This window comes from Peristeroidobacter agariperforans (assembly GCF_004138335.1).
Classification (GTDB): Bacteria; Pseudomonadota; Gammaproteobacteria; order Steroidobacterales; family Steroidobacteraceae; genus Steroidobacter; species Steroidobacter agariperforans.
In genome coordinates this window covers 1,256,646-1,278,191 of record NZ_RYFW01000002.1, presented here as the reverse complement: position 1 = coordinate 1,278,191, position 21,546 = coordinate 1,256,646, and the positions used below count along the sequence as shown (strand labels likewise).

18 protein-coding genes are annotated in these 21,546 nt (G+C 61.6%); 12 read left to right on the top strand and 6 right to left on the bottom strand.

Annotated elements, in window-relative coordinates:
- Positions 1 to 41 precede the first annotated feature (41 nt).
- On the top strand, positions 42 to 1,055 hold the full coding sequence (locus EK373_RS19395; RefSeq protein ID WP_129645355.1) for a ribonuclease Z: 1,014 nt from the start codon (positions 42 to 44) through the stop codon (positions 1,053 to 1,055).
- On the opposite strand, the gene cls is transcribed toward EK373_RS19395, so the two are convergent.
- Complete coding sequence (gene cls / locus EK373_RS19390; RefSeq protein WP_129645354.1) at positions 1,052 to 2,302, bottom strand: cardiolipin synthase; 1,251 nt, start codon at positions 2,300 to 2,302, stop codon at positions 1,052 to 1,054. The genes EK373_RS19395 and cls overlap by 4 nt on opposite strands.
- 292 nt (positions 2,303 to 2,594) lie before the next feature.
- On the opposite strand from cls, the gene EK373_RS19385 reads away from it, so the two are divergent.
- Positions 2,595 to 5,105, top strand: coding sequence for a PQQ-dependent sugar dehydrogenase (locus EK373_RS19385; protein WP_129645353.1), 2,511 nt, complete (start codon positions 2,595 to 2,597; stop codon positions 5,103 to 5,105).
- A gap of 3 nt (positions 5,106 to 5,108) precedes the next feature.
- On the opposite strand, the gene EK373_RS19380 is transcribed toward EK373_RS19385, so the two are convergent.
- On the bottom strand, positions 5,109 to 5,717 hold the full coding sequence (locus EK373_RS19380) for a putative quinol monooxygenase (protein WP_129645352.1): 609 nt from the start codon (positions 5,715 to 5,717) through the stop codon (positions 5,109 to 5,111).
- Positions 5,718 to 5,763: 46 nt separating this feature from the next.
- Positions 5,764 to 6,669, bottom strand: a complete 906-nt coding sequence (locus tag EK373_RS19375) for a LysR substrate-binding domain-containing protein (protein ID WP_129645351.1) — start codon at positions 6,667 to 6,669, stop codon at positions 5,764 to 5,766.
- A gap of 135 nt (positions 6,670 to 6,804) precedes the next feature.
- Between EK373_RS19375 and EK373_RS19370 the strand changes: the two genes are divergently transcribed.
- Positions 6,805 to 7,824, top strand: coding sequence for a zinc-dependent alcohol dehydrogenase family protein (locus tag EK373_RS19370; RefSeq protein WP_129645350.1), 1,020 nt, complete (start codon positions 6,805 to 6,807; stop codon positions 7,822 to 7,824).
- Between the two features lie 59 nt (positions 7,825 to 7,883).
- On the opposite strand, the gene EK373_RS19365 is transcribed toward EK373_RS19370, so the two are convergent.
- Complete coding sequence (locus EK373_RS19365; RefSeq protein ID WP_129645349.1) at positions 7,884 to 10,304, bottom strand: DUF6351 family protein; 2,421 nt, start codon at positions 10,302 to 10,304, stop codon at positions 7,884 to 7,886.
- A gap of 234 nt (positions 10,305 to 10,538) precedes the next feature.
- Here EK373_RS19365 and EK373_RS19360 point away from each other — a divergent pair, with 234 nt between their 5' ends.
- Both EK373_RS19360 and EK373_RS19355 read left to right on the top strand, forming a co-directional pair.
- Complete coding sequence (locus tag EK373_RS19360; RefSeq protein ID WP_129645348.1) at positions 10,539 to 12,761, top strand: hypothetical protein; 2,223 nt, start codon at positions 10,539 to 10,541, stop codon at positions 12,759 to 12,761.
- A gap of 139 nt (positions 12,762 to 12,900) precedes the next feature.
- The gene (locus EK373_RS19355; protein WP_157994433.1) at positions 12,901 to 13,752 is read left to right on the top strand and encodes a DUF4349 domain-containing protein; all 852 of its coding nucleotides are present in this window, start codon (positions 12,901 to 12,903) and stop codon (positions 13,750 to 13,752) included.
- Positions 13,753 to 13,754: 2 nt separating this feature from the next.
- Here the strand turns inward: EK373_RS19355 and EK373_RS19350 are convergent, their stop codons facing one another.
- A complete protein-coding gene (locus EK373_RS19350) occupies positions 13,755 to 14,348 on the bottom strand; it encodes a CGNR zinc finger domain-containing protein (RefSeq protein ID WP_129645346.1) in 594 nt (197 codons plus the stop codon).
- Between the two features lie 128 nt (positions 14,349 to 14,476).
- Here EK373_RS19350 and EK373_RS19345 point away from each other — a divergent pair, with 128 nt between their 5' ends.
- Positions 14,477 to 15,466 (top strand): alpha/beta fold hydrolase, encoded by a 990-nt coding sequence (locus EK373_RS19345; RefSeq protein ID WP_129645345.1) that lies wholly within the window; start codon positions 14,477 to 14,479, stop codon positions 15,464 to 15,466.
- A gap of 42 nt (positions 15,467 to 15,508) precedes the next feature.
- On the opposite strand, the gene EK373_RS19340 is transcribed toward EK373_RS19345, so the two are convergent.
- Entirely contained in the window at positions 15,509 to 16,330 is an 822-nt protein-coding gene (locus EK373_RS19340) for a helix-turn-helix domain-containing protein (RefSeq protein ID WP_129645344.1), read from the bottom strand.
- Between the two features lie 166 nt (positions 16,331 to 16,496).
- On the opposite strand from EK373_RS19340, the gene EK373_RS33400 reads away from it, so the two are divergent.
- From EK373_RS33400 to EK373_RS19310, 6 genes are all read left to right on the top strand, one after another.
- The gene (locus EK373_RS33400; RefSeq protein ID WP_198683439.1) at positions 16,497 to 16,868 is read left to right on the top strand and encodes a Flp family type IVb pilin; all 372 of its coding nucleotides are present in this window, start codon (positions 16,497 to 16,499) and stop codon (positions 16,866 to 16,868) included.
- A 65-nt stretch (positions 16,869 to 16,933) separates the two neighbouring features.
- Positions 16,934 to 17,458: an A24 family peptidase gene (locus EK373_RS19330; protein WP_157994432.1), complete on the top strand. Its 525-nt coding sequence runs from the start codon at positions 16,934 to 16,936 to the stop codon at positions 17,456 to 17,458.
- Positions 17,459 to 17,485: 27 nt separating this feature from the next.
- Positions 17,486 to 18,835, top strand: a complete 1,350-nt coding sequence (locus tag EK373_RS19325) for a P-loop NTPase family protein (RefSeq protein WP_129645342.1) — start codon at positions 17,486 to 17,488, stop codon at positions 18,833 to 18,835.
- On the top strand, positions 18,832 to 19,626 hold the full coding sequence (gene cpaB / locus EK373_RS19320; RefSeq protein WP_129645341.1) for a Flp pilus assembly protein CpaB: 795 nt from the start codon (positions 18,832 to 18,834) through the stop codon (positions 19,624 to 19,626). The genes EK373_RS19325 and cpaB overlap by 4 nt, the downstream gene beginning before the upstream one ends.
- A gap of 80 nt (positions 19,627 to 19,706) precedes the next feature.
- The gene (locus EK373_RS19315) at positions 19,707 to 21,233 is read left to right on the top strand and encodes a type II and III secretion system protein family protein (protein ID WP_198683438.1); all 1,527 of its coding nucleotides are present in this window, start codon (positions 19,707 to 19,709) and stop codon (positions 21,231 to 21,233) included.
- A 29-nt stretch (positions 21,234 to 21,262) separates the two neighbouring features.
- Entirely contained in the window at positions 21,263 to 21,541 is a 279-nt protein-coding gene (locus tag EK373_RS19310) for a hypothetical protein (RefSeq protein ID WP_129645339.1), read from the top strand.
- Positions 21,542 to 21,546 lie beyond the last annotated feature (5 nt).

Below are 21,546 nucleotides of genomic sequence, written 5' to 3'. Positions count from 1 at the left end.
CTCGCACAGGAACTTCGCCTGCGGGGCCGCGTTGCGCGAGCATGCGGCCGATCTACCACGCCAGGCTGGTCAACGGGGTCTGGGGCGATCCCGGGGTGTGCATCGACCTGAAGTTTCAGCGTCGCGCGCTGTTGTTCGATATTGGCGATGTGCAGTCGTTGTCGACGCGCGTGCTCCTGCGAGTCAGCGACGTATTCGTAAGCCACACTCACATGGATCACTTCGCCGGCTTCGATCATCTGCTGCGAGTGTGCCTGGGACGCGATACCGGCGTGCGGCTGTACGGCCCCGAGCATTTCATTGCCCAGGTGGAGCACAAGCTCGCGGCGTATACCTGGAATCTGGTGCAGAACTACTCCGTCGACTTCATCATCGAGGTCCATGAAGTGCACGCCGATGGCAGCGTCGCCTGCGCGCGCTTTCGGAGCAGAGACAAGTTCGCTCGGGAGGCGCTGCCCGATCCGGTGAGCGAAGATGGCGTGCTACTGCGGGACGAAGCGTTCCTGGTCCGCACCGTTGCGCTCGAACATCACGACATCCAGTCGCTCGCCTTCTGCTTCGAAGAAGCCACGCACATCAATGTATGGAAGAATCGGCTGGAGAGTCGCGGCCTGCCTACCGGCCCCTGGCTGACCGAGCTGAAGAAGCTGGCGAGAGCTGGCGCGCCGGACCACACTCCAATCAATGTCCGATGGCGTACGCGCGAGGGCTCGCGCGAGAAAACATTCCCGCTCGGCGAATTGAAGCGCGACGTACTGAAATTCGTTCCTGGCCAGAAGGTGTGCTACGTGACCGACACCGGTTGGACGCCGGAGAATCGGGACCGTGTCATTCCGTTCGTCGCCAATGCCGATTTGCTGTTCATTGAAGCGGTATTCCTGGAAGCGGATCGGGAGCTGGCGGCCGGCAAGTCACATCTCACGACCACGCAAGCGGGAACGATCGCGCGACTCGCCTCGGTCAAGGAGGCCCAGCCTTTTCACTTCTCCTCCCGCTACCACGATGACGAGACGACTCAACGCGCGGAGTTCATGCGCGCGTGGCGAGGCCCCTAGATCCAATAGCCGAACAGCTTCACGCCGAACTCCTTGAACCGCTGCCAGAGCGACCGCTTCTGCCAGCGTTCGAGCGTGACCGGTCGCGAGGCGCGCTCGTCCCGCTTGAACACTTCTTCCATGCGCTGGCCGAAGTCGCGATCGATGACGATGGCATTGACTTCGTCGTTGTGCAGGAAGCTGCGCATGTCGAGGTTGGCAGAACCGACGATGGAGACCGAGCCGTCGATCACCACGCTCTTTGCGTGGAGCAGCGCGTCCTTGAGCTCGTAGATTTTCACCCCCGCGTTCAGCAATGGCGTGAACGTCGATTGCGTGGCATTCAGCACGATCCGCGAGTCGGTGAACGCCGGCACGATGAGCCGGACATCGACGCCGCGCCGTGCGGCGTCCACCAGCGCATCCAACAGCTCCGGATTGGGCGCGAAGTAGGCGTGAGTAATCCACAGCCGGCGGCTGGATTGTTTGAACGCCGCCAGATACGTTCCGTACAACGAACGGTCATCCGACTCGCTGTCATTGCCGACGATCGTGATCAACGTGTTCCCGGGGGATGGGACGGCCGGCAGATACCGATCGCCCTGTTTTGCCGGCAGCGGCTCACCCGCTTCGGCCCAGGACTGTAGAAACAGTGTCTGCAGCTGTTTCACCGCCGGGCCTTGAATGCGCATGTGCGTATCGCGCCAGCCATCGTCGATGCCGCGCTTCGGCCCGGGGCGACTAGAGGACGGGCTGGAATACGTGCTGTCGATATTGATGCCGCCGGTGAACCCGACCTTGCCATCGATCACGATGATCTTGCGATGGTCGCGGTTATGAATGTCCCAGATGCGCGGGTTCTTCACAGGATTCATCGGCCGGAACTCGCGCACTTCGATGCCTTGCTGCCGCAGCTGCTCGAAGAAATCTTTCGGCGTGTCCATGCTGCCGATACTGTCGTAGAGCACGCGGACTTCGACGCCTTCCTTGCGCTTTTGCGCCAGCAGCTCGCCGAAGCGCCGGCCGATTTCGTCGGCGCCGAAGATGAACGTCTCGAGATGGATGTGGTGTCGAGCCGCCTTCAGATCCGCTTCGATGGCGGCGTACGTTTGCGGACCGTCGATGAGCGCGCCGACCCGATTGCCGCTGGTCAACGGCATGGACGAGTACTGGCGCACTGCTGCCACCAACTCGCGAACTGCCGCGTCGTCCTGATATTCCTCGAGCGCCGATTTCAGCAGCGGATCGCTCTCGTCCTCGGACAGCACTCGCTGCCTTGCGACGATCGGCGCAGCCTGCTCAGGCGCTTGGACTCGGGGATTCGACGAGCATGCCGAACACAGTGCCAACGAAACAAGCAGCCACCATGCTCGATCTGGTCGCTTCGACGCCGTGGCACCCGCTATCACGCACGTTGCTGACAACACTCCTATGAAACGAATTCTTGTCAGCAAAGTTCCTTGCGCGCCGTGGCTTGTACTGATTGTTGGCGCATGCCTCGCCTCCTAGTTTGCGCATCGAATAACGAGGCGTCGCACGGATGCCGTCAGCGGAGGACACATGGGGATTCAAAGAACGCGTCGCGTGCTTCGGCGCGTGGCTCTCGGCTTCATCGCCAGCCTGTCGCTCACAGCAGTCACTCATGCAGCGACTCTGCCCGCCGGCTTTACCGAAACCCGCGTCGCGAGCGGCATCGCCACTCCGACGTCGATGGCCGTCGCTCCGGACGGCCGCATCTTCGTCACTCAGCAGACCGGCGCGTTGCGAGTCATCCGCGATGGGGTGCTGCTCAGCCAACCGTTCGTCACGTTGAGCACGAACACCTTGGGCGAGCGTGGCTTGCTAGGTGTCGCGCTGGATCCCAACTTCGCAACCACACCGTATGTTTATCTGTACTACACGAGCCCTACGGCGCCACCGCGCGTCAATCGGGTGGTCCGCTTCACTGCTAGCGCCAGCAACCCAGACGTTGCGGATGCGAGTAGCGCACTTCAGTTGATCGAGCTGTCGCCGCTCAGCACGGCATACATCCATAACGGCGGTGCACTGGCTTTCGGCGCGGACGGCAAGTTGTACATCGCCACTGGCGACAACTCGAACTCCGCCAACGCGCAGAGCCTGGAGACCACGCATGGCAAGTTGCTGCGAATCAATCCGGATGGCTCGATTCCCGAAGACAATCCTTTTCTCGGCCAGACGACCGGTGTGAATCAAGCCATCTGGGCGCGCGGCTTGCGCAATCCTTACACGTTCGCAGTCGATCCCTCGAACGGTCGGATTCATGTGAACGATGTCGGCCAGGATGCGTGGGAAGAAGTGAATCACGCCAGCGCCGGCGCGAACTTCGGCTGGCCGCAAACCGAAGGGTTCGCCCCCGGCGGTGTAGCCGGCGTGCGCTATCCCGCTTACGTTTATGCGAATGCAGGCACGAATTGCGCGATCGTCGGCGCTACGTTCTATCGGCCGACCACTTCGACCTTTCCGGCGGGATATGCCGGCCGATATTTCTTCGGCGACTACTGCACCGGCTTCATCCGCACGCTCGCTCCGCCGGGCTACACTGCCGCGACCGCGTTCGCCAGCGACATCGCTGCCCTGGTCGATATCGACACTGGCCCCGACGGCTCGCTCTACTATCTGGCACGGGGCAACGGCGGTGAACTGTATCGAGTGCAGTACGCCGCCAACTCGGCGCCGTCGATCTCCGAACAGCCGGTGAGTGTATCGGTGTCCGCTGGCCAGCCAGCGACGTTTGCGGTTTCCGCTGCTGGCGAGCAGCCGTTGGAATATCAGTGGCTGCGCAATGGCGCACCGATCCCGGGGGCGACTCAATCCTCGTACACGATTCAAACCACGACGGCCGCCGACAACGGCGCGCAGATCTCTGTGACCGTCACCAACCCATTCGGATCGGTCACCAGCAATGCCGCCACGCTCACTGTGCTCTCAAATGGCGTACCGAGCGCCACGATCTCATCGCCGGTGGCGGGCACGTTGTATCGTGGCGGTCAAACATTTGCGTTCTCGGGCTCCGCGACCGATCCGGAAGACGGCGCCCTGCCGGCCTCCGCATTCACCTGGCGCGTGGACTTTCATCACGACGATCACACTCATCCGCACATGCCCGAAACCAGCGGCATCGCGGGCGGATCGTTCACGATTGCCGATCGCGGCGAGACGTCGGCCAACGTTTTCTATCGTCTGATCCTGACGGTGCGCGATTCCGAGGGGCTCAGCAACACGACGTCCGTCGATATCCTTCCGCGCACTTCAGTCGTCACGCTCACCAGCAACATTCCCAATGCGCAGTTGACGCTCGAAGGCGTGCCAGTGACGGCGCCGCACACATTCACCGGCGTCGAAGGCATCATTCGCACGATCGGTGCGATCAGTCCGCAAGTCTCGGCTGGCGTGACTTATCAGTTCGCATCCTGGTCCGACGGTGGCGCGCAGACTCACGAGATCACGACGCCAACCGACGATACGACCTATACCGCGACGCTTCGCAGTGGCGGACAGTCGGCATTGTTCGAGGACACCTTTGAATCGGCGGGTGGTTGGATTCGCACACCCGGTGTGGACACCGCGACGGCTGGTTTGTGGCAACGGGGCAATCCGCAGCCGACCACGCAGAACGGCGTCATCCTGCAGCCGGACAACTGTTCCGGCGGCTCGGCGAATTGCATGATCACCGGGCTCCTGGCGAGCGTGAACGCTGGCGTGTACGACATCGACAACGGCCTGACATCGATGCAATCGCCAGCCATCGCCTTGCCTTCCGGGCGCACGATCACACTGACCTTCAAATATTTCCTGGCCCACATCGACACCGCGACCAGCGCCGATTATTTCCGTGTGCGCGTGGTTGGATCGGACGCAGTGCCGGTGACGGTGTTCACGAAGACGGCTGCGTCGAGCAATGTGGGCGCAGTGTGGCGCTCGCCGTCCGTCAATCTGTCGAGATTCGCGGGCCAGACGATCACGCTGCGCTTCGAAGCCTGCGATAGTCAGAGCAATGGCGGAACCGTCATCGAAGCAGGCTTCGATGATGTGGTGGTTCGCGCGGACTGACCGTCAAACCCCTAGCTTCTCCGCCTGCACGCTCACCAGGTGCAGCTCGGGCACCGAGCCGAGCATCGCCATGGAATGTTTCGCCAGCTCGCGCGGCACGGGACCCATGAGATGTATGAAGCGCGCACCGTTGTCCGGGAACACGTCGAAGATGCCGTACTCGCCCTGTTCGGTGCGGATTGCGAACCACGCCGTCGTGTTCGGCTCTTCCATGACCCGGGGCCGCGCTTCACGCAGGAACTGCTCCACCTCGATTTCGTGACCGGCTTTTGCCTTGAAGGTGACCAGCAAGCCCTTGGTATCGGGCGGCATCGGGTTCACCGGCATTTTGTCCGCCAGCACCTCGACCTTCTGCATCCGGGGCGGGCTGTCGAATAGCTCGTTGCTCTGCTGCAAGGCCGTTGCTACCGGGCCGTGCAGATGTTCTTCCAGTGCGTCGTCATCGAGGAACGTATCGAAGATGCCGTACTCGCCCCGACCGAAGCGCACGGCGAACCAGGATCGAGTGCCGATCTCCTCCTCCACGAGCGGCAACGCCGATTTCAAGAATTGCTCCACTTCGCGTTCCTTGCCGGCTTGAGCATCCAATCGAACGAGCATTCCGGTGGTCATGGGGCACCTCCAGTCGCGCACACTGCGCGCTATGAAAAGTCGGGTCCTACTGGCTCAGCATGTCGGGAATCTCGCTCACCAGCGCGTCCACTGCTACACGCACTTTCATCGGTAGATGCGTCATGCGCGGCCAGAGTGCGTGAATCTCCGTGCCCGGCACGCGGTCGCCACTGACTACCAGCTCCAGTCGCCCGGCTTTCAATTCCGGCGCCATCATCCAGCACGGCAACCAAGCGAGCCCGGCGCCCGCGATGGCCGCGTCCGCGATTGCCTGCAGGTCATCGAAGCCGAGACGCGTTTTCACCTGGGGCAGGACCACGCCGCCGTCCTCGTCATGCACGCGCCAGGCGCTCGCACGACCAGCCGAGAGATAGGCGAGGCGAAGATGACCGTCCAACTTACTCGGACTGGAGGGACGGCCATGACGATCGAGATAAGCCGGCGCGGCGCAAATGCCCATGCGTTGCATTCCCAGTCGACGCGCGACCAATTGCGAGCTGTCAGGCAGCGCCCCGACACGAATGGCGAGATCGAATCCCTCCTCCACCAGGTCGACGACACGATCGTTGAAACTCATCTCGAGCTGCAGTTCCGGATAGCGCTCGCTCAGCGCCAGCAGAATCGGCGCGACACACCGTCGCCCGAACAATACCGGCATCGTCACCCGTAACTTGCCGGCAGGCTCCCTGCGCCCGCTTTCGATACATTCCTCCGCAGCTTCCAGCTCGGCCAGCGCCCGAACGCAGCGCTCGTAGTACGCATGCCCGTTGTCGGTGAGGCTTTGTTTGCGAGTGGTTCGATTGAACAGACGCACCTTCAGACGCTGCTCCAGTTTCGCGATTGTTTTGGCGACTGCCGAGCGTGTGACCGCGAGGCGCTGAGCAGCCACGGCGAAACTGCCCGCTTCCACGACGGCGACGAACACACCCACGCCATTCAAGCGCTCGTTCACGGCTAATCTCCTCGGCGACCCATTGGCGCTACCTAGGCACCAATCTCGGGACCATTTATCCACAATGGGGACAAATCGGCTCCGATATCGTAGCAACTCACGACAGCTACGTCGCTCTCCCGAAGGAAAATCTCCATGAAGGCCTATCGACTGCGCCCCGGCGCCGGCATCTCGAATTTGCGAGTCACGGACATTCCGACGCCCGTGCCCGCTCCGCATGAAGTGCTCATCAAGACCCACGCGGCTTCGCTCAATTACCGGGATCTGATGTTCGCCCGGGGCGACTACATCAACTTGAAGGATGAGCCGCTGGTGCCCCTCGGCGATGGCGCGGGCGAAGTGATCGCAGTCGGCGCTCGCGTCGCGCGCTTCAAGCCGGGGGATCGCGTCATCCACAGTTATTTCTCCGGCTGGATCGACGGCGCGCCGGATCCCGTCAAGACCACCGGCTCGTTCGGAGTTCACATCGACGGTGTGCTCGCAGAATCGTTCATTGCGCACGAAGACACGCTGGTTCGCATTCCTGCGAATCTCAGCTACGCCGAAGCGGCGACGTTGTCGTGCGCTGGAACGACTGCATGGAACGCACTGTTCGTCGACGGCGCACTCAAGCCGGGCTCGACCATTCTGTTACAGGGCACGGGCGGCGTTTCCATCATCGCTCTGCAATTGGCGAAAGCTGCGGGATTGCGCGCCATTATCACTTCGTCGAGCGATGAGAAATTGGAACGCGCTCGCGCCCTGGGCGCCGATGCGACGATCAACTATCGCAAGCAGCCCGAGTGGCAGGAGGAAGCGCGACGTCTCACCGATGGACGCGGCGTCGATCTGACCGTCGAGGTCGGCGGCGCCGGCACACTGACTCGGTCGTTGGCCGCAACCCGCATGGGCGGCACGGTTTCGATCATCGGCGGACTCGCGGGCTTCGGCGGTACTCCGATCGAGCCGGTCGCTCTGCTCAGAAACTATATCCGGCTGAGCGGCTTCATGGTCGGCAGCCGCGTCATGTTGGAAGATCTGCTGCGCTTCATGGAATCCGCGCAGATCCGGCCCGTCATCGATCGTGAGTTCGCCTTCGAAGAGGCGCAGCTCGCGTATGAGCATCTCAAGGCCGGGCGGCACTTCGGCAAGGTCGTGATTCGAGGCGTGAGCTGAGGCTCGCACCGTTGCAGTCAGCTGGCGCCCTACCCGAGGGCGCCAGCGCTCACTTCATCTCAATCCCGCTGCCAAGGCCGCCCCTGGTCCGGCCGGCTGTAGTCGCACACGCCGCCTGGGAAGATCTGCTTCAGCTTGGTCACTTGCTCCGCAGTCGGCGTCCACGGCGCATACACACCTTCTCTCACCGCCTTCTCCACCGGCTTCAGCGCACACTTATAAATGCCGCCTTCGATCGGCGCACCAGCGACGATGCGCGAGGTCGAGTAGATCGGGAACCGTTGCGTGCAGGGGCCCGCGGGTTTGTCGTCGAGGATGCCGTTCCAGGCATCGTCACCCGCATAGATCAACTTGCCTGTCACATCGAAGCAGCTGTCGACCGCGCGAGCCGGCCGATTGCGACGCATGCCCCTGCTCGGATGGTTCCGAATGTTTCGCACCCACTCATCCATCACCGCGATGGCATCCATGGACTGACTGGCCTTCGGCACGCCGGGCATGGTGTCGGTGAACCAGATCACCAGCATGTCGCTGTTGCCCATTCGTTCCAGCACACGCTTACGCACGGCGAAGCTCTGGTGCACGTTGTGCATGTCGAGCTCGCGCTCCATGTACTGACGGTGATCGATGGTCGGCCGATCGAGCTTGCCATGGAACACCATGCCTGACGTGTACGCGCCACGGATCGCTCGCAGATCGCCCTTGGTCCGCGGCGCCGGCTTGGTCGGATCGGTGCTGAGATTCATATTGCGCCGGCTCCAGGGATCGAAGTAGCCCGGCACGGTCAGCGCCTTGTTGATCTCCTCAGGGGTGGTGCCGAGGAACGGGAACCCTTCCTGCACCATCTCGCTCGGCTGCTTCCAGCCGCCGATGTTCCAGTTCAGGTTCAGGAACTCCTCGAAAGTGATCTTGCTCTCCTGCAACGATCGCAGTCCGTACTGCACGCCGACGTTGTCCCAGGTCGGACGCGCCGCGCCGGTCTCGTCGACCCCATAGATGTTTCGCAGATCGTCCCAATGCGTCCAGCGAATCGCCGCGATGTCGGGTTGCGGCTCGTAGTTCTGTTGGTTTGGCGCCTGGCCATACCAGGGATTCATCGCGAGAGGTGACAAACCGCGCCATGCCGGCACACATTCGGTCGTGCCGACCGCGGTGCTGTAGCCGAGCGCAACCTTCAATTGCGCGAGCGGATCGTTCACCTTGTCGAAGCCTTCCTCGGCGTTCATGCCGACCAGCCAGCTGCGATTCTTGGTGACGCGCCACTTGGGATTGGTGCGATCGGTCGCGTCCATATAGTGCTCGAGCAGCTCGCAATCGCCGACATGGATGGTTTGCGTGACCATGTCGGGATACGACTGCACCGGCAGCAGCGCATCGAGCAGGCCGGGCTGATTCTGGCCGAGTATGTATTGTTGAATGGCGCCACCCGAGCCGCCGAGGCCGACGGTGTAGCCCGGCACGCCGTAGCGCTCGATGAAGCGCTCCTTGGTCATCATCATGGTCTCGCCGGCCAGCTGCAGGTTGTAGTGCGTGCCGGTGTTGTTGCCGCTCGAATGGGCGATAGCGTAGCCGAGCTTGAGAATGTCCGGGTTCAGCGAACCGCCGTGTACCGTGCCCTGCGAATGCCCGATGGCCACGCCACCCTGGAACCAATAGAGCAAGCGGCCGTTCCAGCGACTCACGTCGGGCTTGCCCGCCTGCTCTCCGGCCGGCGCCAGCATCGCGAAGCTGTAGAGGAACCGGTTGATCGAGCCGACCTCACGGCGCACGATGAAATCGACGACCCGACCGTCCGGCAATGTCACCTGCGCCAGGTCCGCCGGACGGCTGCCATCGGCCGGCATGACTGCCCACGCGTTGCCGGTCGTGCGATACAGATAAGTGACGAAGGTGTCGATCGAGCAGTCGCGACTGTATCCAATCACGTTGCCTGCACTGTCGAAGACCCGAGTGCCCGGCGGCGTCGCGCTCTCGACGATGGGTTGCCGACCGACCGCGCTCTGCGTCGTTGTACACACGAACGGATGCTGTTGCGGGCCAGAAAACATCGGGCCGGTGATCGGATAATTGGTCAGCTTCAGAACATCCCGGTCCCAGCGCCCCTTGATCAGCGCCTCCAGGCGATTCTCGCCCGGCGCCAGCCCGCTGATTACGGCTTGCACCCGATCCTTGCCGGTGCGCTTGAGTTCGGCCGGCAGCCGGCGGCCGTTCAAATACAGCTCAACCTTGTTCTGCAGACCAGACGGGACGCGCACCTCGATGCGAGCGTCGCCGCCGGAAACATACCGGGCCGGACTCGACAGCACGCGCAACTCGACCGACTTGCCCTTGCCACCCCAACCGTGATCGTCTTTGTCGTGCCCGCCGCCACGATCGTTGTCGTGAGCGTGCGCGAGCGTCGCGCCAATCAACGCAATCGTCGCCACTGCCGGCTTGATACAAGCGCGGACGAATTCCAACCGACGCCAATCCGTCGTCATGAGAGATCCCCCGTCTGATGCTTGGTAAATTTCACGCGCCCGGATCTGCGTCCGGCGTCGCGTGCCGGTAGGAATACGCCCGGGCAATCGAGATTGCAATCACGGCAGGCGTCGTCGTGGATATTTTCGATCGAGGCGGTCGGCGACAAGGAACTTCAGCTCGGCTTCCGACGTGTATTTTTCTAGCCGGAGCTGCAGACGCGCACGGAACTCGCAACGGAAATGGGGGCGTTCATGACTGCTCACTGGGGATACGGCACACAGCGCCGTTGCACTCGAACGTTCCTCGCGCTGCTGTTGATGACGCCACTGGCCGGGATGGCCGGGCCGCTGGTGCTGGAAGAGTCCGCAAGGATTTCCAGCCCGGATCCGAGTTACGACTGGCCAACCGCGGTCGCCATCGACGGCGAGTGGCTGCTGGCCAGTGGCTCCCGATACGACACCGAAGCTCCGTACGTCACCAACGCCACATGGTTATATCAGCGCCAGTTCGATGGCAGCTGGTCGCTGGTGCGGCAACTTCACCAGTTCACTTTCTATGACGATATAAATCAGCCGTCAGTCAAGCTGGCGCTGGAAGGCGATGTCGCCGTGATCGTGAAGGAAAGCGCCAGTTGGATCTTCCAGCGCCAGGGCGCGACCTGGTCAGAGTTCGTCTCCCCCATCCTGACCAACGGCATGGATCTGGCGTTGAATGGCGGCACCATCGTGGTCACCGACGGCTACTGCGACTGGTCGAGCAATGCTTATAACAGGCATCCCGCCAGCGGCGAGTGGCAACTGGTCCGCTCGACTCCGGCGGTACCGCCAGGGCCGGACGACATCTGCGAGAACGAAGACCAGCGTGGCGATGTCGACGTCGCGCCGAACGGCAATACGACGATCGTATCGATCTACACTCCGCAACTCCACCCTCGGATTTTCGAAGGCGAGTTCGGCCACATTCCGTACCAACTCATCATCGAATCCCCCGACCATCCGAACGGTGGCTACGGCGTCCCCGTCGCCATCGACAGCGGCTACTTCCTCGCCAGCGGCGGCGCAGTCCAGGGAGCGCTGGCGTTTCGCCGCGATCCGACGACAGCCATTTATACTTCCACCGATACGCTGCAGAGACCGGATTTTCTAGATATTTACCGGCCGGGCGACATCGAGATGTCGGGGACTCTCGCGATGCTGACGCAGCCGATCGACAGGCTGCACGGACAGTACAGCGGCTCGATCTCGATATTCGAGCGCGATGCCCAGGGAACCTATCGATATGGGGCGAAACTGCTCGCCAGCGATCGCGGCCCGGATCAGTACTTCGGCAATTTTGCCGACCTCAACGGCAGGCAGGTCGCCGTCGGCGTGCTCGCGAACAAGTCAGTCTATGTTTACGATCTGCCGCCGAGCTTCGAGCAGCTGGAAACCTTGCAAGACACCTTCGAAGACGGCAACGCGAGCGACTGGAATCCACTTGCCGGCAGCAGCTTTAACGTAGCCGCCACGGCGACATCTCGCGTCTATCGCCAGACGAGCACGGTCAGCAACGCCGCGGCGCTCTGGAACAACACCGATCGGACCAATCAGTCCATCGAAGCGGACATCAAGCCCACGGCATTCGCCGTCACCACTGGAGACAAATGGTTCGGCCTGGTCACCCGCTACACCGACGCCGCCAACTATTATTACGTCACGATTCGGAACAACAACACACTGCTGTTGCGACGGATGGTCGATGGCGCCTTCACAACGCTGGCATCGGCGGAGTTGACCATCACACTGAATCGAAGCTACCGCGTACGGCTGGAAACCATCGGCACGCGGCTGCGCGTGTTCGTCGACAATCGGCTGCTGGCGGAAGCCAGCGACGACGCCCTGGATCACGGCCGAGCCGGCGTCATGATGTACAAGACTCAAGCCGAATACGACAACGTCGTCTATAGCTCCAATCCACAGGCCACGCTCGCGACCTACCAGTTTGGAAATCCGCGAGACTCCAGTTGGGAATGGGATCAGACCGGCACGTGGAACATTCTGGCCGACACCACCTACACGCAAAGTGACATGACCTCGGGCGCTCGATCCATCACGGGCGTCGCAACCGGCGATCAGATCATCCACTCGCGTATGCGCCGTACCGCCACGGCTGGTGCCAACAACTGGTTCGGGCTCGCAGCTCGATATCAAGATGAAGGCAACTACTATTACGTCACGCTGCGCAATGACAACACCGTGTCGCTGAAGAAACTCGTGGGCGGCAGCATCGTCGAACTGGACAGCGCGCCATTCAGCGTGGGAACGAACAACTGGTATCGCGTGCGCTTCGAAGCAATCGGCACGCAACTGCGCGTCTATATCAATGAAGTACTGCGGCTGGAGGCCGTCGATAACTCGCACGCGACCGGTCGCTATGGCCCGATCATGTACAGGACCACAACGCAGTATGACGATGTTGTCGCTGTGGAGCCCTGATCAACAGTTCATTGACGATTCATTGACGGCACATTGACGTTGCCAACCGCGCCGACGTTGCCACAATCGATCACGACCGCACGCACCGATGTTCCATTATCATCGGCGCGTCAGCGGGATCGACAACGTCGGAGCCAGCATGAGTCACAACAGCGCATTACTCGGCTTTGCATCGTTCATTTTGATTCTCGGCCTGGTCGGCTGCAGTCGGAAAGAGACCGCTGAACTTGCGCCAGTCCAGATGGCGGCCATGACCGTCCCGGCGATGGCGCCGCCGGTCCAAGGCCGGCGCCGGGCCGATACGCTGGCTTATGAGCACGTGCTCTCGATCGAGATGGGACGCGAGCTGCTGCCCACCCGCCTGCGCGAGATCGAAGCGGCGTGCCATGCGGATAGCGCCTCCAACTGCACGGTGCTCGATGTGGCGCTGTCGTCGAATCAAGATCTGCCGAGCGGCAATATTCGAATGCGGCTCGCGCCTGGCGGCGTCGAGCCCATCGTTGCCCTGGCCAGCAAAGATGGCGAAGTAACCTCGCGGACGACCAGCGCCGAAGACCTGGCGGAACCGGTCGCCGACGCCGAACGACAGATTGCACTGCTGACGCTGCACCGGGATCGGCTGACCGAGTTCATGAAGAACAAGGACATCAAGATCGAGCAGCTCATCACGGTGTCGAAGGAACTGGCGAGCGTGCAGTCACAGCTCGACTCAACGAGCACGCAGCGTGCAAACCTGCGTCGTCGCATCGACACCGACCTGCTGACGATCAATCTTTCGTTGCCGCGGCAGGACTACACTTCCGAACAAACGCCAGTGAGAGACGCCCTGCGCTCCTTCGGCAGCGATTTCCGCGAAGCCGTCGGCATGGTGATCCGCTTCTTCGCTGTGCTCGTGCCGTGGCTGGTCGTGATCCTTCCCGGTTTGTTCCTGCTGCGACTGTTCTGGCAGTGGATAGGACGCAGGCTGGCGCGCCGGCAGCAGGCCGTTTAGCACTACTGCTCGCGCTGCCGTTCCCGAAACGCCGCAACTTTCGCGCGGTTGCCGCAGCCGGCAGCACTGCAGAACATGCGTCGATGGGCCTTGGTGCGATCCAGGAACCAAAGCGTGCAACCGTCGCCTGCGCAGGACTTCAGTAGCGTCGGATCCTCCTGTGTTACGAGATCTCCAATGGCCGAAGCGAGCACGGCGAGCAACTCATCGGAAGATTCGATCTGGAACCGAGTGACGCGCTCCAGCCCCTCCTTGGTCCGTGCGACCTCATGTCTGACGCTGAGGCTCTTCAACACGTCGTTGAGATGCTCGATGTCGGCGGCGTAGTCCCTGCCCGGCGCTGACCTCCAGCGTGCGAGCCAGGTACGCGCCCATTCGCGGAGCTTCCTGACTTCCGCAGCCGCTGCATCCAGTCCTTTCGCTCCGAGCTTGCGTGCGAATTGAGCTGCTTGATCGGCCTGCATCACGCCCGCCGCTTGCAGCCATGCCAACAGCTGCTTGCCATCGCCGATGACTTCGACGTGCTCGCCGTGCGGCTCAAAGGCCGTGTTCAGGAAATCTGCAGCCAGATGGCTGCCAATGAATAGCGGCTGCATGGGCACCTCGGAAACGCGAATACATAGTAACCTTTAAAATTGGTATTGACAAGTTACGCATTCGTTTCGTAACTTATTAACCGCGCGCACACAGGTTACACCTCCATTACCTCACCGGAAGATTCGCCATGAGAACCCAGCAAACCCGTTTGTGGCGGCCGATCGCGGCTGCCGTCCTTGCACTTGCCACGGCTGTCCCAGTGTTCGCGGACAGCAACGGCAAAGCATCCCCGAGTGCAGTGTCCGCTCGAGACACTGTCCGCTATCGCACCCACCGCATCGATGGTGTCGAGTTCTTCTATCGAGAAGCCGGCCCTGCGGACGCCCCTACTGTCGTGCTCCTGCACGGCTTTCCGACCTCCTCGAACATGTATCGGAACCTGATCCCGGCGCTCGCGACGAAATATCGCGTCATCGCACCGGACTATCCTGGCTTTGGCCATAGCGCAGCGCCGCCGCGCGAGCAGTTCCAATACACCTTCGCACACCTGGCCGATTTGACCGATCGCCTTCTGACCGAGTTGCGAGCCGACCGATATGCGCTCTATGTGATGGATTACGGCGCACCGGTGGGATATCGCCTGGCCTTGAAACATCCAGAACGAGTGACTGCACTGATCGTGCAGAACGGCAACGCCTACGAGGAAGGACTCAAGGAGTTCTGGAATCCGATCAAAGCTTACTGGGCGAGCGGTTCGACGGCCGATAGAGAGGTGTTGCGTGGAGCAACGACTTTGGCGGCGACGCGCGAACAATATCTGGATGGCGTGAAGGATCCGTCGCGCATCGATCCGACCGCCTGGCTGGTCGATCAGGCGCTGCTGGATCGACCGGGCAACGCGGAGATACAACTCGACCTGTTCTACGACTATCGCACCAACGTCGCGCTGTATCCGAAATTCCACGAGTTCTTCCGCACCCGGCAACCACCGACGCTGATCGTGTGGGGGCGGAACGACAAGATCTTCCCGGCCGAGGGCGCACAAGCGTACTTGCGTGACTTGCCGAAAGCGGAACTGCACCTCCTCGACTCGGGCCACTTCGCGCTCGAGGACAAAGGCACGGAAATCGCCGCGCTGATGTTGAAATTCCTGGATCGAAGCCTGCCGGCGCGCTGATATGAAACATGGCGGGACGCTCACGGACGAGCGTCCTCGCTGTCAACCCGTTGCTTCGGAATCCGCCTCGATCAAAGTGGCAGCGCCGGCGCCCTTGGGCAGGGTCAATAGCGATGCTCGATAGGCACTCGGCGAGCTGCCGGTGCGCTTACGAAACAAGCGGGCGAAGTAAGACGGATCGTTGAACCCGGCCATGGCCGCGACATCGCTCACCGAAACCTGGGCAATACTCAGCAGGCGCTTGGACTGCACCAGGCGGCACTCGCTCAAGTAGTCTCTGAACGTGATGCCGTGGGTCGCCCTGAACACGCGGCTGAACTCGAATGGCGACAGCCCGTATTCCTTCGCCACCTCCTGCTCGCTGATCGGCTGGGCATAGTTCTTTTCGATGTATCCCAACACCCCATCCAGCTTGCCCCGGGAGTGACGGCGGGCGTGATAGCGCGCCTCGTCCGGAATCGCTTCGGCGCCGGTCGCATTCGATCGGGTCGACTGGGTCCGCCGCGCCTCCAGCACGGGCGAAAGGCGTTGTACACAACGCAAAACCTCCCTCGCGCTCAGCGGTTTTAACAAAACATCGAAGATCCGGGCGCGCAGCGCCCACAGCACCACGTCCGCCGACTGTTGGGACATCAACATGATGATGGGCACGGACGGAAACCGGGCCTTGGTGTCGGTCATGAACTTCAGACAGCTCATGTCCGGATGCTCGAAATCGAAACAAATCACATCCGCGTTGGACGCCAGCGACAGCGCAGCCCACAGATGTTGTTGATCGGTGGGCCGTACCTGGCAGTGGCGAGCAAACTCCGCCGCCGATGCCGCACCGTGCGCACCGCAGCACATATCCACCCAGAGCAGCATGACCCGACTCTCCCCAAGCAGCGCCACAGATAACGATGGTCCTGAGACTACGCGCCGAGAAATATTCCTTTAGTGATTTTGGTCACTTTCTTTTTAGCGCCTGTGGCTGGCCACATTTATTCCGCATTGAGGCGCGGTTCGGCAGTGTGGTGAACACGTAGCCAATGTGATTTTCGACACGCGCTGGCCGCACATCAGCAAAAAGGTGCTGGCCCTTCGCAAGAACATCCGCGAAATGCGCCTCGCACTTGCCGGAGAGTCCAGCTCACCGCGGCAGCGGGGAAGAAAGGGCTTTGCACCCGGCCCGATGTTTCGGGTGGTCAATAAATTGAGGAGTCAAGCAATGATTAATCTGAAACAGGCTGTGGCCGAGTTCATCCGCGAGGAAGAAGGTTTGACGGTGGTGGAGTATGCGATCGCCGGCGGGCTGATCGGGCTGGCCGTGATCACGGCGTTCCAGGCCCTGGGCGGTACTGTCGCCTCCATCATCCAGGCTATCAACGACCTGCTTGCCGAAAACATTCCCGCAGGCGAGTAAACGTCCAAAGGGGGAGCACCGCGGACGGGTGCTCCCGCCTCTCCACGATCATGGGACTACCGGAAATGCTCTCGACCGAAGACCAACTCGACGCTGCCCTGATCTTGTTTGTTCTCTCCGTCGCGATCATCGATTGGCGCACTCATCGCATTCCGAACGTCGTTTGCACAGTCGCGGCAGTCATTGGCCTGGGCTGTCAGCTCTGGCTACATGGCGAAGACGGATTGCTGTCGGCCTTGGGGGGCGCAGCAGTCGGCTTTGCCATGCTTCTACCTTTCTATGTGGTGCGAGCGTTCGGTGCCGGCGATGTCAAGGCAATGGCAACGGTCGGCATCTTCCTGGGCATGCGCACGACCATGATAGCAGTCGGTATGACTTTGGTCGCGGGAGCAATCCTGGGTGTAGCAGTGCTGCTGCTCCGGCCCATGCATGCCAATGCCACTCTGCATCGACTAGTTGGGCTGCTCGTCTCTCCCATTGCGAGTATGCGCAGCTCGCGACAGAACATTCCCCCGGCCAGCCAACGATTTCCCTATGGCGTCGCCATCGCCTGCGGCACCACTGCCGCCCTGTTGATCGCGGCCCACTGAGCTGCAGACCAGGACAACTACAAAGTCATGTACAACAAAACGCCGCCCAGTGATGACTTGAGCCGTGACGCAGCGCGCGCCGCGCCGCGGCCCCAGACCCTAGCAGCAACGGGACTGCCTGCGACATTTCTCGGCGATCTGGTGGAGAAACACCTGTTCGAAGGCGGCGTGCTGTCGATGCGCGAGCTCGTGAGCCGCACCGCCCTATCCGGCCGTTTGCTGGAAGAGTTGCTCGGCTTTCTGCGCCAAGAAGGCCGCATCGAAGTTCGAGCTCAGCACGGCGATAACCAGGGATTGGGCTACGCACTCACCGAGCGGGGTCGCGGCTCTGCAATGGCGTCGCTGATGGCCAGCGGGTACGTCGGCCCCACGCCTGTCCCCCTCGACTACTACAACCAAGTCGTTCTCACCCAGTCCGTTCGAGGGCGCAACGTAACGCGCGAACGGATGTTCGCGGCGTTCGAAGACACGGTGCTCGACCCCGCACTCCTGGATCGGCTCGGGCCGGCAATGAATTCTGGCAAGGCGATATTTGTTTATGGCCCGCCTGGCACCGGCAAGACATTCATCACCCAGCGGCTGGCGCGCCTGTTCGATGACACTTGTCTCATACCGCACGCAATTGCGATCGGCGACACCGTAGTGCGCGTTTTCGATCCCAGCGTGCATCGTCAGTGCCAGGAGATCTCGCCGATCGTGATGCTGACACGAGGCCACGATCCTCGTTACGTGCTCTGCCTGCGACCGCTGGTGATCACCGGTGGCGAGCTGACGGCGGACATGCTCGAAGTGCAGTTCGACCCGGCAACTCGCCAATACCGTGCACCGGTGCAAGTGAAGGCGAACGGCGGCATGTTGATTCTCGACGACCTCGGCCGGCAGCGTATCCCGCCCACTACGGTGCTGAACCGTTGGATCTTGCCGATGGAAGAAGGCGTCGATTATCTCAGCATGAACACCGGCCAGCACTTCCGCACGCCATTCGACGTGATTCTGGTTTTCTCCACGAACCTGCAGCCGAGAGAGCTGGTCGATGACGCATTCCTGCGGCGCATCGGCTACAAGATCGGCTTCCAGCCGCTGGATCCGCAGCAGTATCACCTGATCTGGCAGCGGGCCTGCGAAGCACGCAGCGTTCGCTACGACGCCGCGCTCTGCCAGTTCATGATCGATTCTCTGTACACGCCCAACAACACTCCCCTGCTGCCGTGCCATCCGCGCGACTTGATCGGCATGGCGCTCGACCGCTCCATCTATCTCGAGGACCGTGCCGGCCTGAGCACTGGAGCGCTGCAGTGGGCCTGGGACAATTATTTTGTAACCACGCCGGGCTCCGACAATGACGCCGCGGCAGAGCTGCGGAGTACGCAATCATGAAACGTCGAGGTGTAACGATGGTATTGCTGTCGCTGGTGTTCGGAGCCGCGGCGGCGTGGTCGGCGAAAAATTGGGTGGAACAGCGCACTCGCGCTGGCGACGCTGCAGACGCGGGATCCTCGGTCGTTGTCGCAGCGATGGAACTGCCCTACGGCACTGTAATGGAAGGTCGCCACGTGAAAGTCATCACCGTGCCCACTGGCACGTCGCTGGGCAACCACTTCAGCAGCGTCAAGGAGATCGAAGGGCTCATCGCCTCGCAAAAAGTATTCAATGGCGAAGTGCTGCTGAAGGAGCGTTTCACGAAGAGCGGAGCCGGCAGCACGCTGGCCGCACTAATCAAGCCGGAGATGCGCGCCGTTACCGTACGCGTCGATGACGTCGTTGGCGTCGCAGGTTTCCTGTTGCCTGGAAATCGAGTCGATGTGGTCGCCGCACGCCGGAGCCATGACCGCGCCACAACCGAAACCATCCTGATGAACATCAACGTGCTGGCGGTGGACCAAACATCGACTCAGGACAAGAACGAACCAGTCGTGGTCCGCGCGGTCACGCTCGAGATGACACCGCAAGAAGCCGAGGTCCTGGTGCGCGCCCGTGAAGAGGGTCGCATCCAGCTGACCTTGCGCAACCCCACGGATGAATTTCGGCCGCAGCTCGCCGCCACTCCCGAGCCGGTCCCAGCGCCCCCTGTTGCCAAGCCAGTGCGGCGTGCACCGGCACGTCCGGCGGCGCAAAGTGTGACGATCATCCGCGGCACGCTGGTCGACAGCGGTGAAAGCAGCACTTGATGTGCGGCCGCTGAACTCGAAATCAGTTAACTTCAGGACGGATCTTTCTCCATATGCGTCAATCAAGCCCGAGATCGATTGTGTCGGCACTGCTGATCGGATTGACCGCCATGACGGCGTCGGTCGAGGCGCCGGCGCAGGACGCCGCCGATCAGGTCATTCGCGCCACTCGCAGCACAACGTTCTCCGTACCCATATACAAGAGCCGCATCGTCGATCTGCCGGAGGCCGTCAAACGCGTTTCTATCGGCAATCCCGACATCGCCGACGTGCTGCTGCTGGGCGACGACGGTTTGTATGTACTGGGCAAGGATCTCGGCGCCACCAACGTGATGCTGTGGGATCGCGAGGACCGGCTGGTCAGCGCGCTGAATATCACGGTGACTCACGATCTGGACAATCTGAAGAAGCAGATATCGCTCGTCCTGCCCGGAGAGAATGTCGAGCTATGGAGCGCTCAGAGAAACATAGTCATGTCGGGACAGGTCTCGAGCACGGCAAAGATGGATGCGGCTTTGCAGGTCGCCCGCGGATACCTGGAGCAGATGGCCACTGCAAAAGAAAAAATCATGTTCAAGCAGCAGTCGTCCAGCGGCGGTCAAGCCGACAAGAAATCCGGCGAGGTAATCAACCTGATGACCGTCGGCGGTGCACATCAAGTAATGCTGCAAGTGAAGATCGCCGAAGTGAACCGCGAAGCGGTTCGCAATCTGAACGCGCAGTTCAACGCGCTCCAGAACACCGGCAAATGGGTGACCGGCGGCGTTAATGGCGGAGCCACTTTCCCCGATGCGCTATTCCAGCCCGGCAACGTGCGCGTGCCGGTTTTCGGCGACGGCACCAATGCCGGCGGCAACCCGATCGGACCGGTATTCGACGAATTCGCGCCGGACCTGCCGACCATCAACAGCACCGGCTTCTTCGGCAGCTTCCTGAGCAGCGATTTCATCGCGAACGTCGTGCTCGATGCCTATCAGAATCGTGGCCTGGCGAAGATTCTTGCCGAGCCGACGCTGACGACGTTATCGGGACAGGACGCGCAGTTCCTGTCCGGCGGCAGCTTTCCGATTCCGGTCTCGCAGGACAACGGCACGATCGGCATCGAGTTCAAGGACTTCGGCGTGAAGCTGTCCTTCATTCCGCTGATCCTCGATCGCGGCCGCATCAACCTGAAGCTCAACGTCAGCGTCAGCGAGCTGGCCAACAGTAACTCGGTTGCGCTGACACCCATTGGCACTTCCGCCGTTTTCACGATTCCCTCGCTGACCGAGCGTCGTGCCGCTTCAACCGTCGAGTTGAGCGATGGGCAGACCATCGGCATCGCAGGCCTGATGAATGAAAACATGCGTTCGGCGATCAACAAGTTTCCCGGCCTCGGCGACATCCCGATTCTCGGCTACTTGTTTCGCAGCCAGAGCTATCAGAAGGGCGAGACCGAGCTGGTGATCATGGTCACGCCGCGACTGGCCAAGCCGATCAAGCCGTCGCAGATCAAATTGCCGACCGATGCCGTCGGCGATCCGAGCAGCGCCGCGTTCTTCCTCGGCGGCAAGATCGAGGGAGAACCCAAACCAGCGCCGGCGCCCGCCGCCCCGCCGAGCAAGTGACCCGCATCGCCCACCGCCAGGAATGACTCATGAACATCACCAAACCCTCCGCCGTCGCGATCGCCGCGGTCGCAGTCGCTGGTTGCGCCGACACTCCGCTGAGCGATGCCGATTACGGCAGCTCGGTCCAGCAAATGGTCCAGGCGCAAACTTTCGATCCAGTCGCCGCCAGCAATCCAGCGGAGCTTCCGCCTGAAGTGACCGACGGCGCACGCTTGGAAAACGCGCTCGATGTCTATCGCAAGGACGTCGCCAAGGGCAACACCGAAGTGAAACAGCCCATCATCTTCGAGGTCGGCACCAACTGATGTTC

What these genes read in the sequence shown, in the direction of transcription:
- EK373_RS19395 (WP_129645355.1), top strand. Translation starts at nt 42, where the DNA reads ATGCGGCCGATCTACCACGCCAGGCTGGTCAACGGGGTCTGGGGCGAT.
- EK373_RS19385 (WP_129645353.1), top strand. Translation starts at nt 2,595, where the DNA reads ATGGGGATTCAAAGAACGCGTCGCGTGCTTCGGCGCGTGGCTCTCGGC.
- EK373_RS19380 (WP_129645352.1), bottom strand. Translation starts at nt 5,717, where the DNA reads ATGACCACCGGAATGCTCGTTCGATTGGATGCTCAAGCCGGCAAGGAA.
- EK373_RS19370 (WP_129645350.1), top strand. Translation starts at nt 6,805, where the DNA reads ATGAAGGCCTATCGACTGCGCCCCGGCGCCGGCATCTCGAATTTGCGA.
- EK373_RS19365 (WP_129645349.1), bottom strand. Translation starts at nt 10,304, where the DNA reads ATGACGACGGATTGGCGTCGGTTGGAATTCGTCCGCGCTTGTATCAAG.
- EK373_RS19360 (WP_129645348.1), top strand. Translation starts at nt 10,539, where the DNA reads ATGACTGCTCACTGGGGATACGGCACACAGCGCCGTTGCACTCGAACG.
- EK373_RS19355 (WP_157994433.1), top strand. Translation starts at nt 12,901, where the DNA reads ATGAGTCACAACAGCGCATTACTCGGCTTTGCATCGTTCATTTTGATT.
- EK373_RS19350 (WP_129645346.1), bottom strand. Translation starts at nt 14,348, where the DNA reads ATGCAGCCGCTATTCATTGGCAGCCATCTGGCTGCAGATTTCCTGAAC.
- EK373_RS19345 (WP_129645345.1), top strand. Translation starts at nt 14,477, where the DNA reads ATGAGAACCCAGCAAACCCGTTTGTGGCGGCCGATCGCGGCTGCCGTC.
- EK373_RS19340 (WP_129645344.1), bottom strand. Translation starts at nt 16,330, where the DNA reads ATGCTGCTCTGGGTGGATATGTGCTGCGGTGCGCACGGTGCGGCATCG.
- EK373_RS19330 (WP_157994432.1), top strand. Translation starts at nt 16,934, where the DNA reads ATGCTCTCGACCGAAGACCAACTCGACGCTGCCCTGATCTTGTTTGTT.
- EK373_RS19325 (WP_129645342.1), top strand. Translation starts at nt 17,486, where the DNA reads ATGTACAACAAAACGCCGCCCAGTGATGACTTGAGCCGTGACGCAGCG.
- cpaB (WP_129645341.1), top strand. Translation starts at nt 18,832, where the DNA reads ATGAAACGTCGAGGTGTAACGATGGTATTGCTGTCGCTGGTGTTCGGA.
- EK373_RS19310 (WP_129645339.1), top strand. Translation starts at nt 21,263, where the DNA reads ATGAACATCACCAAACCCTCCGCCGTCGCGATCGCCGCGGTCGCAGTC.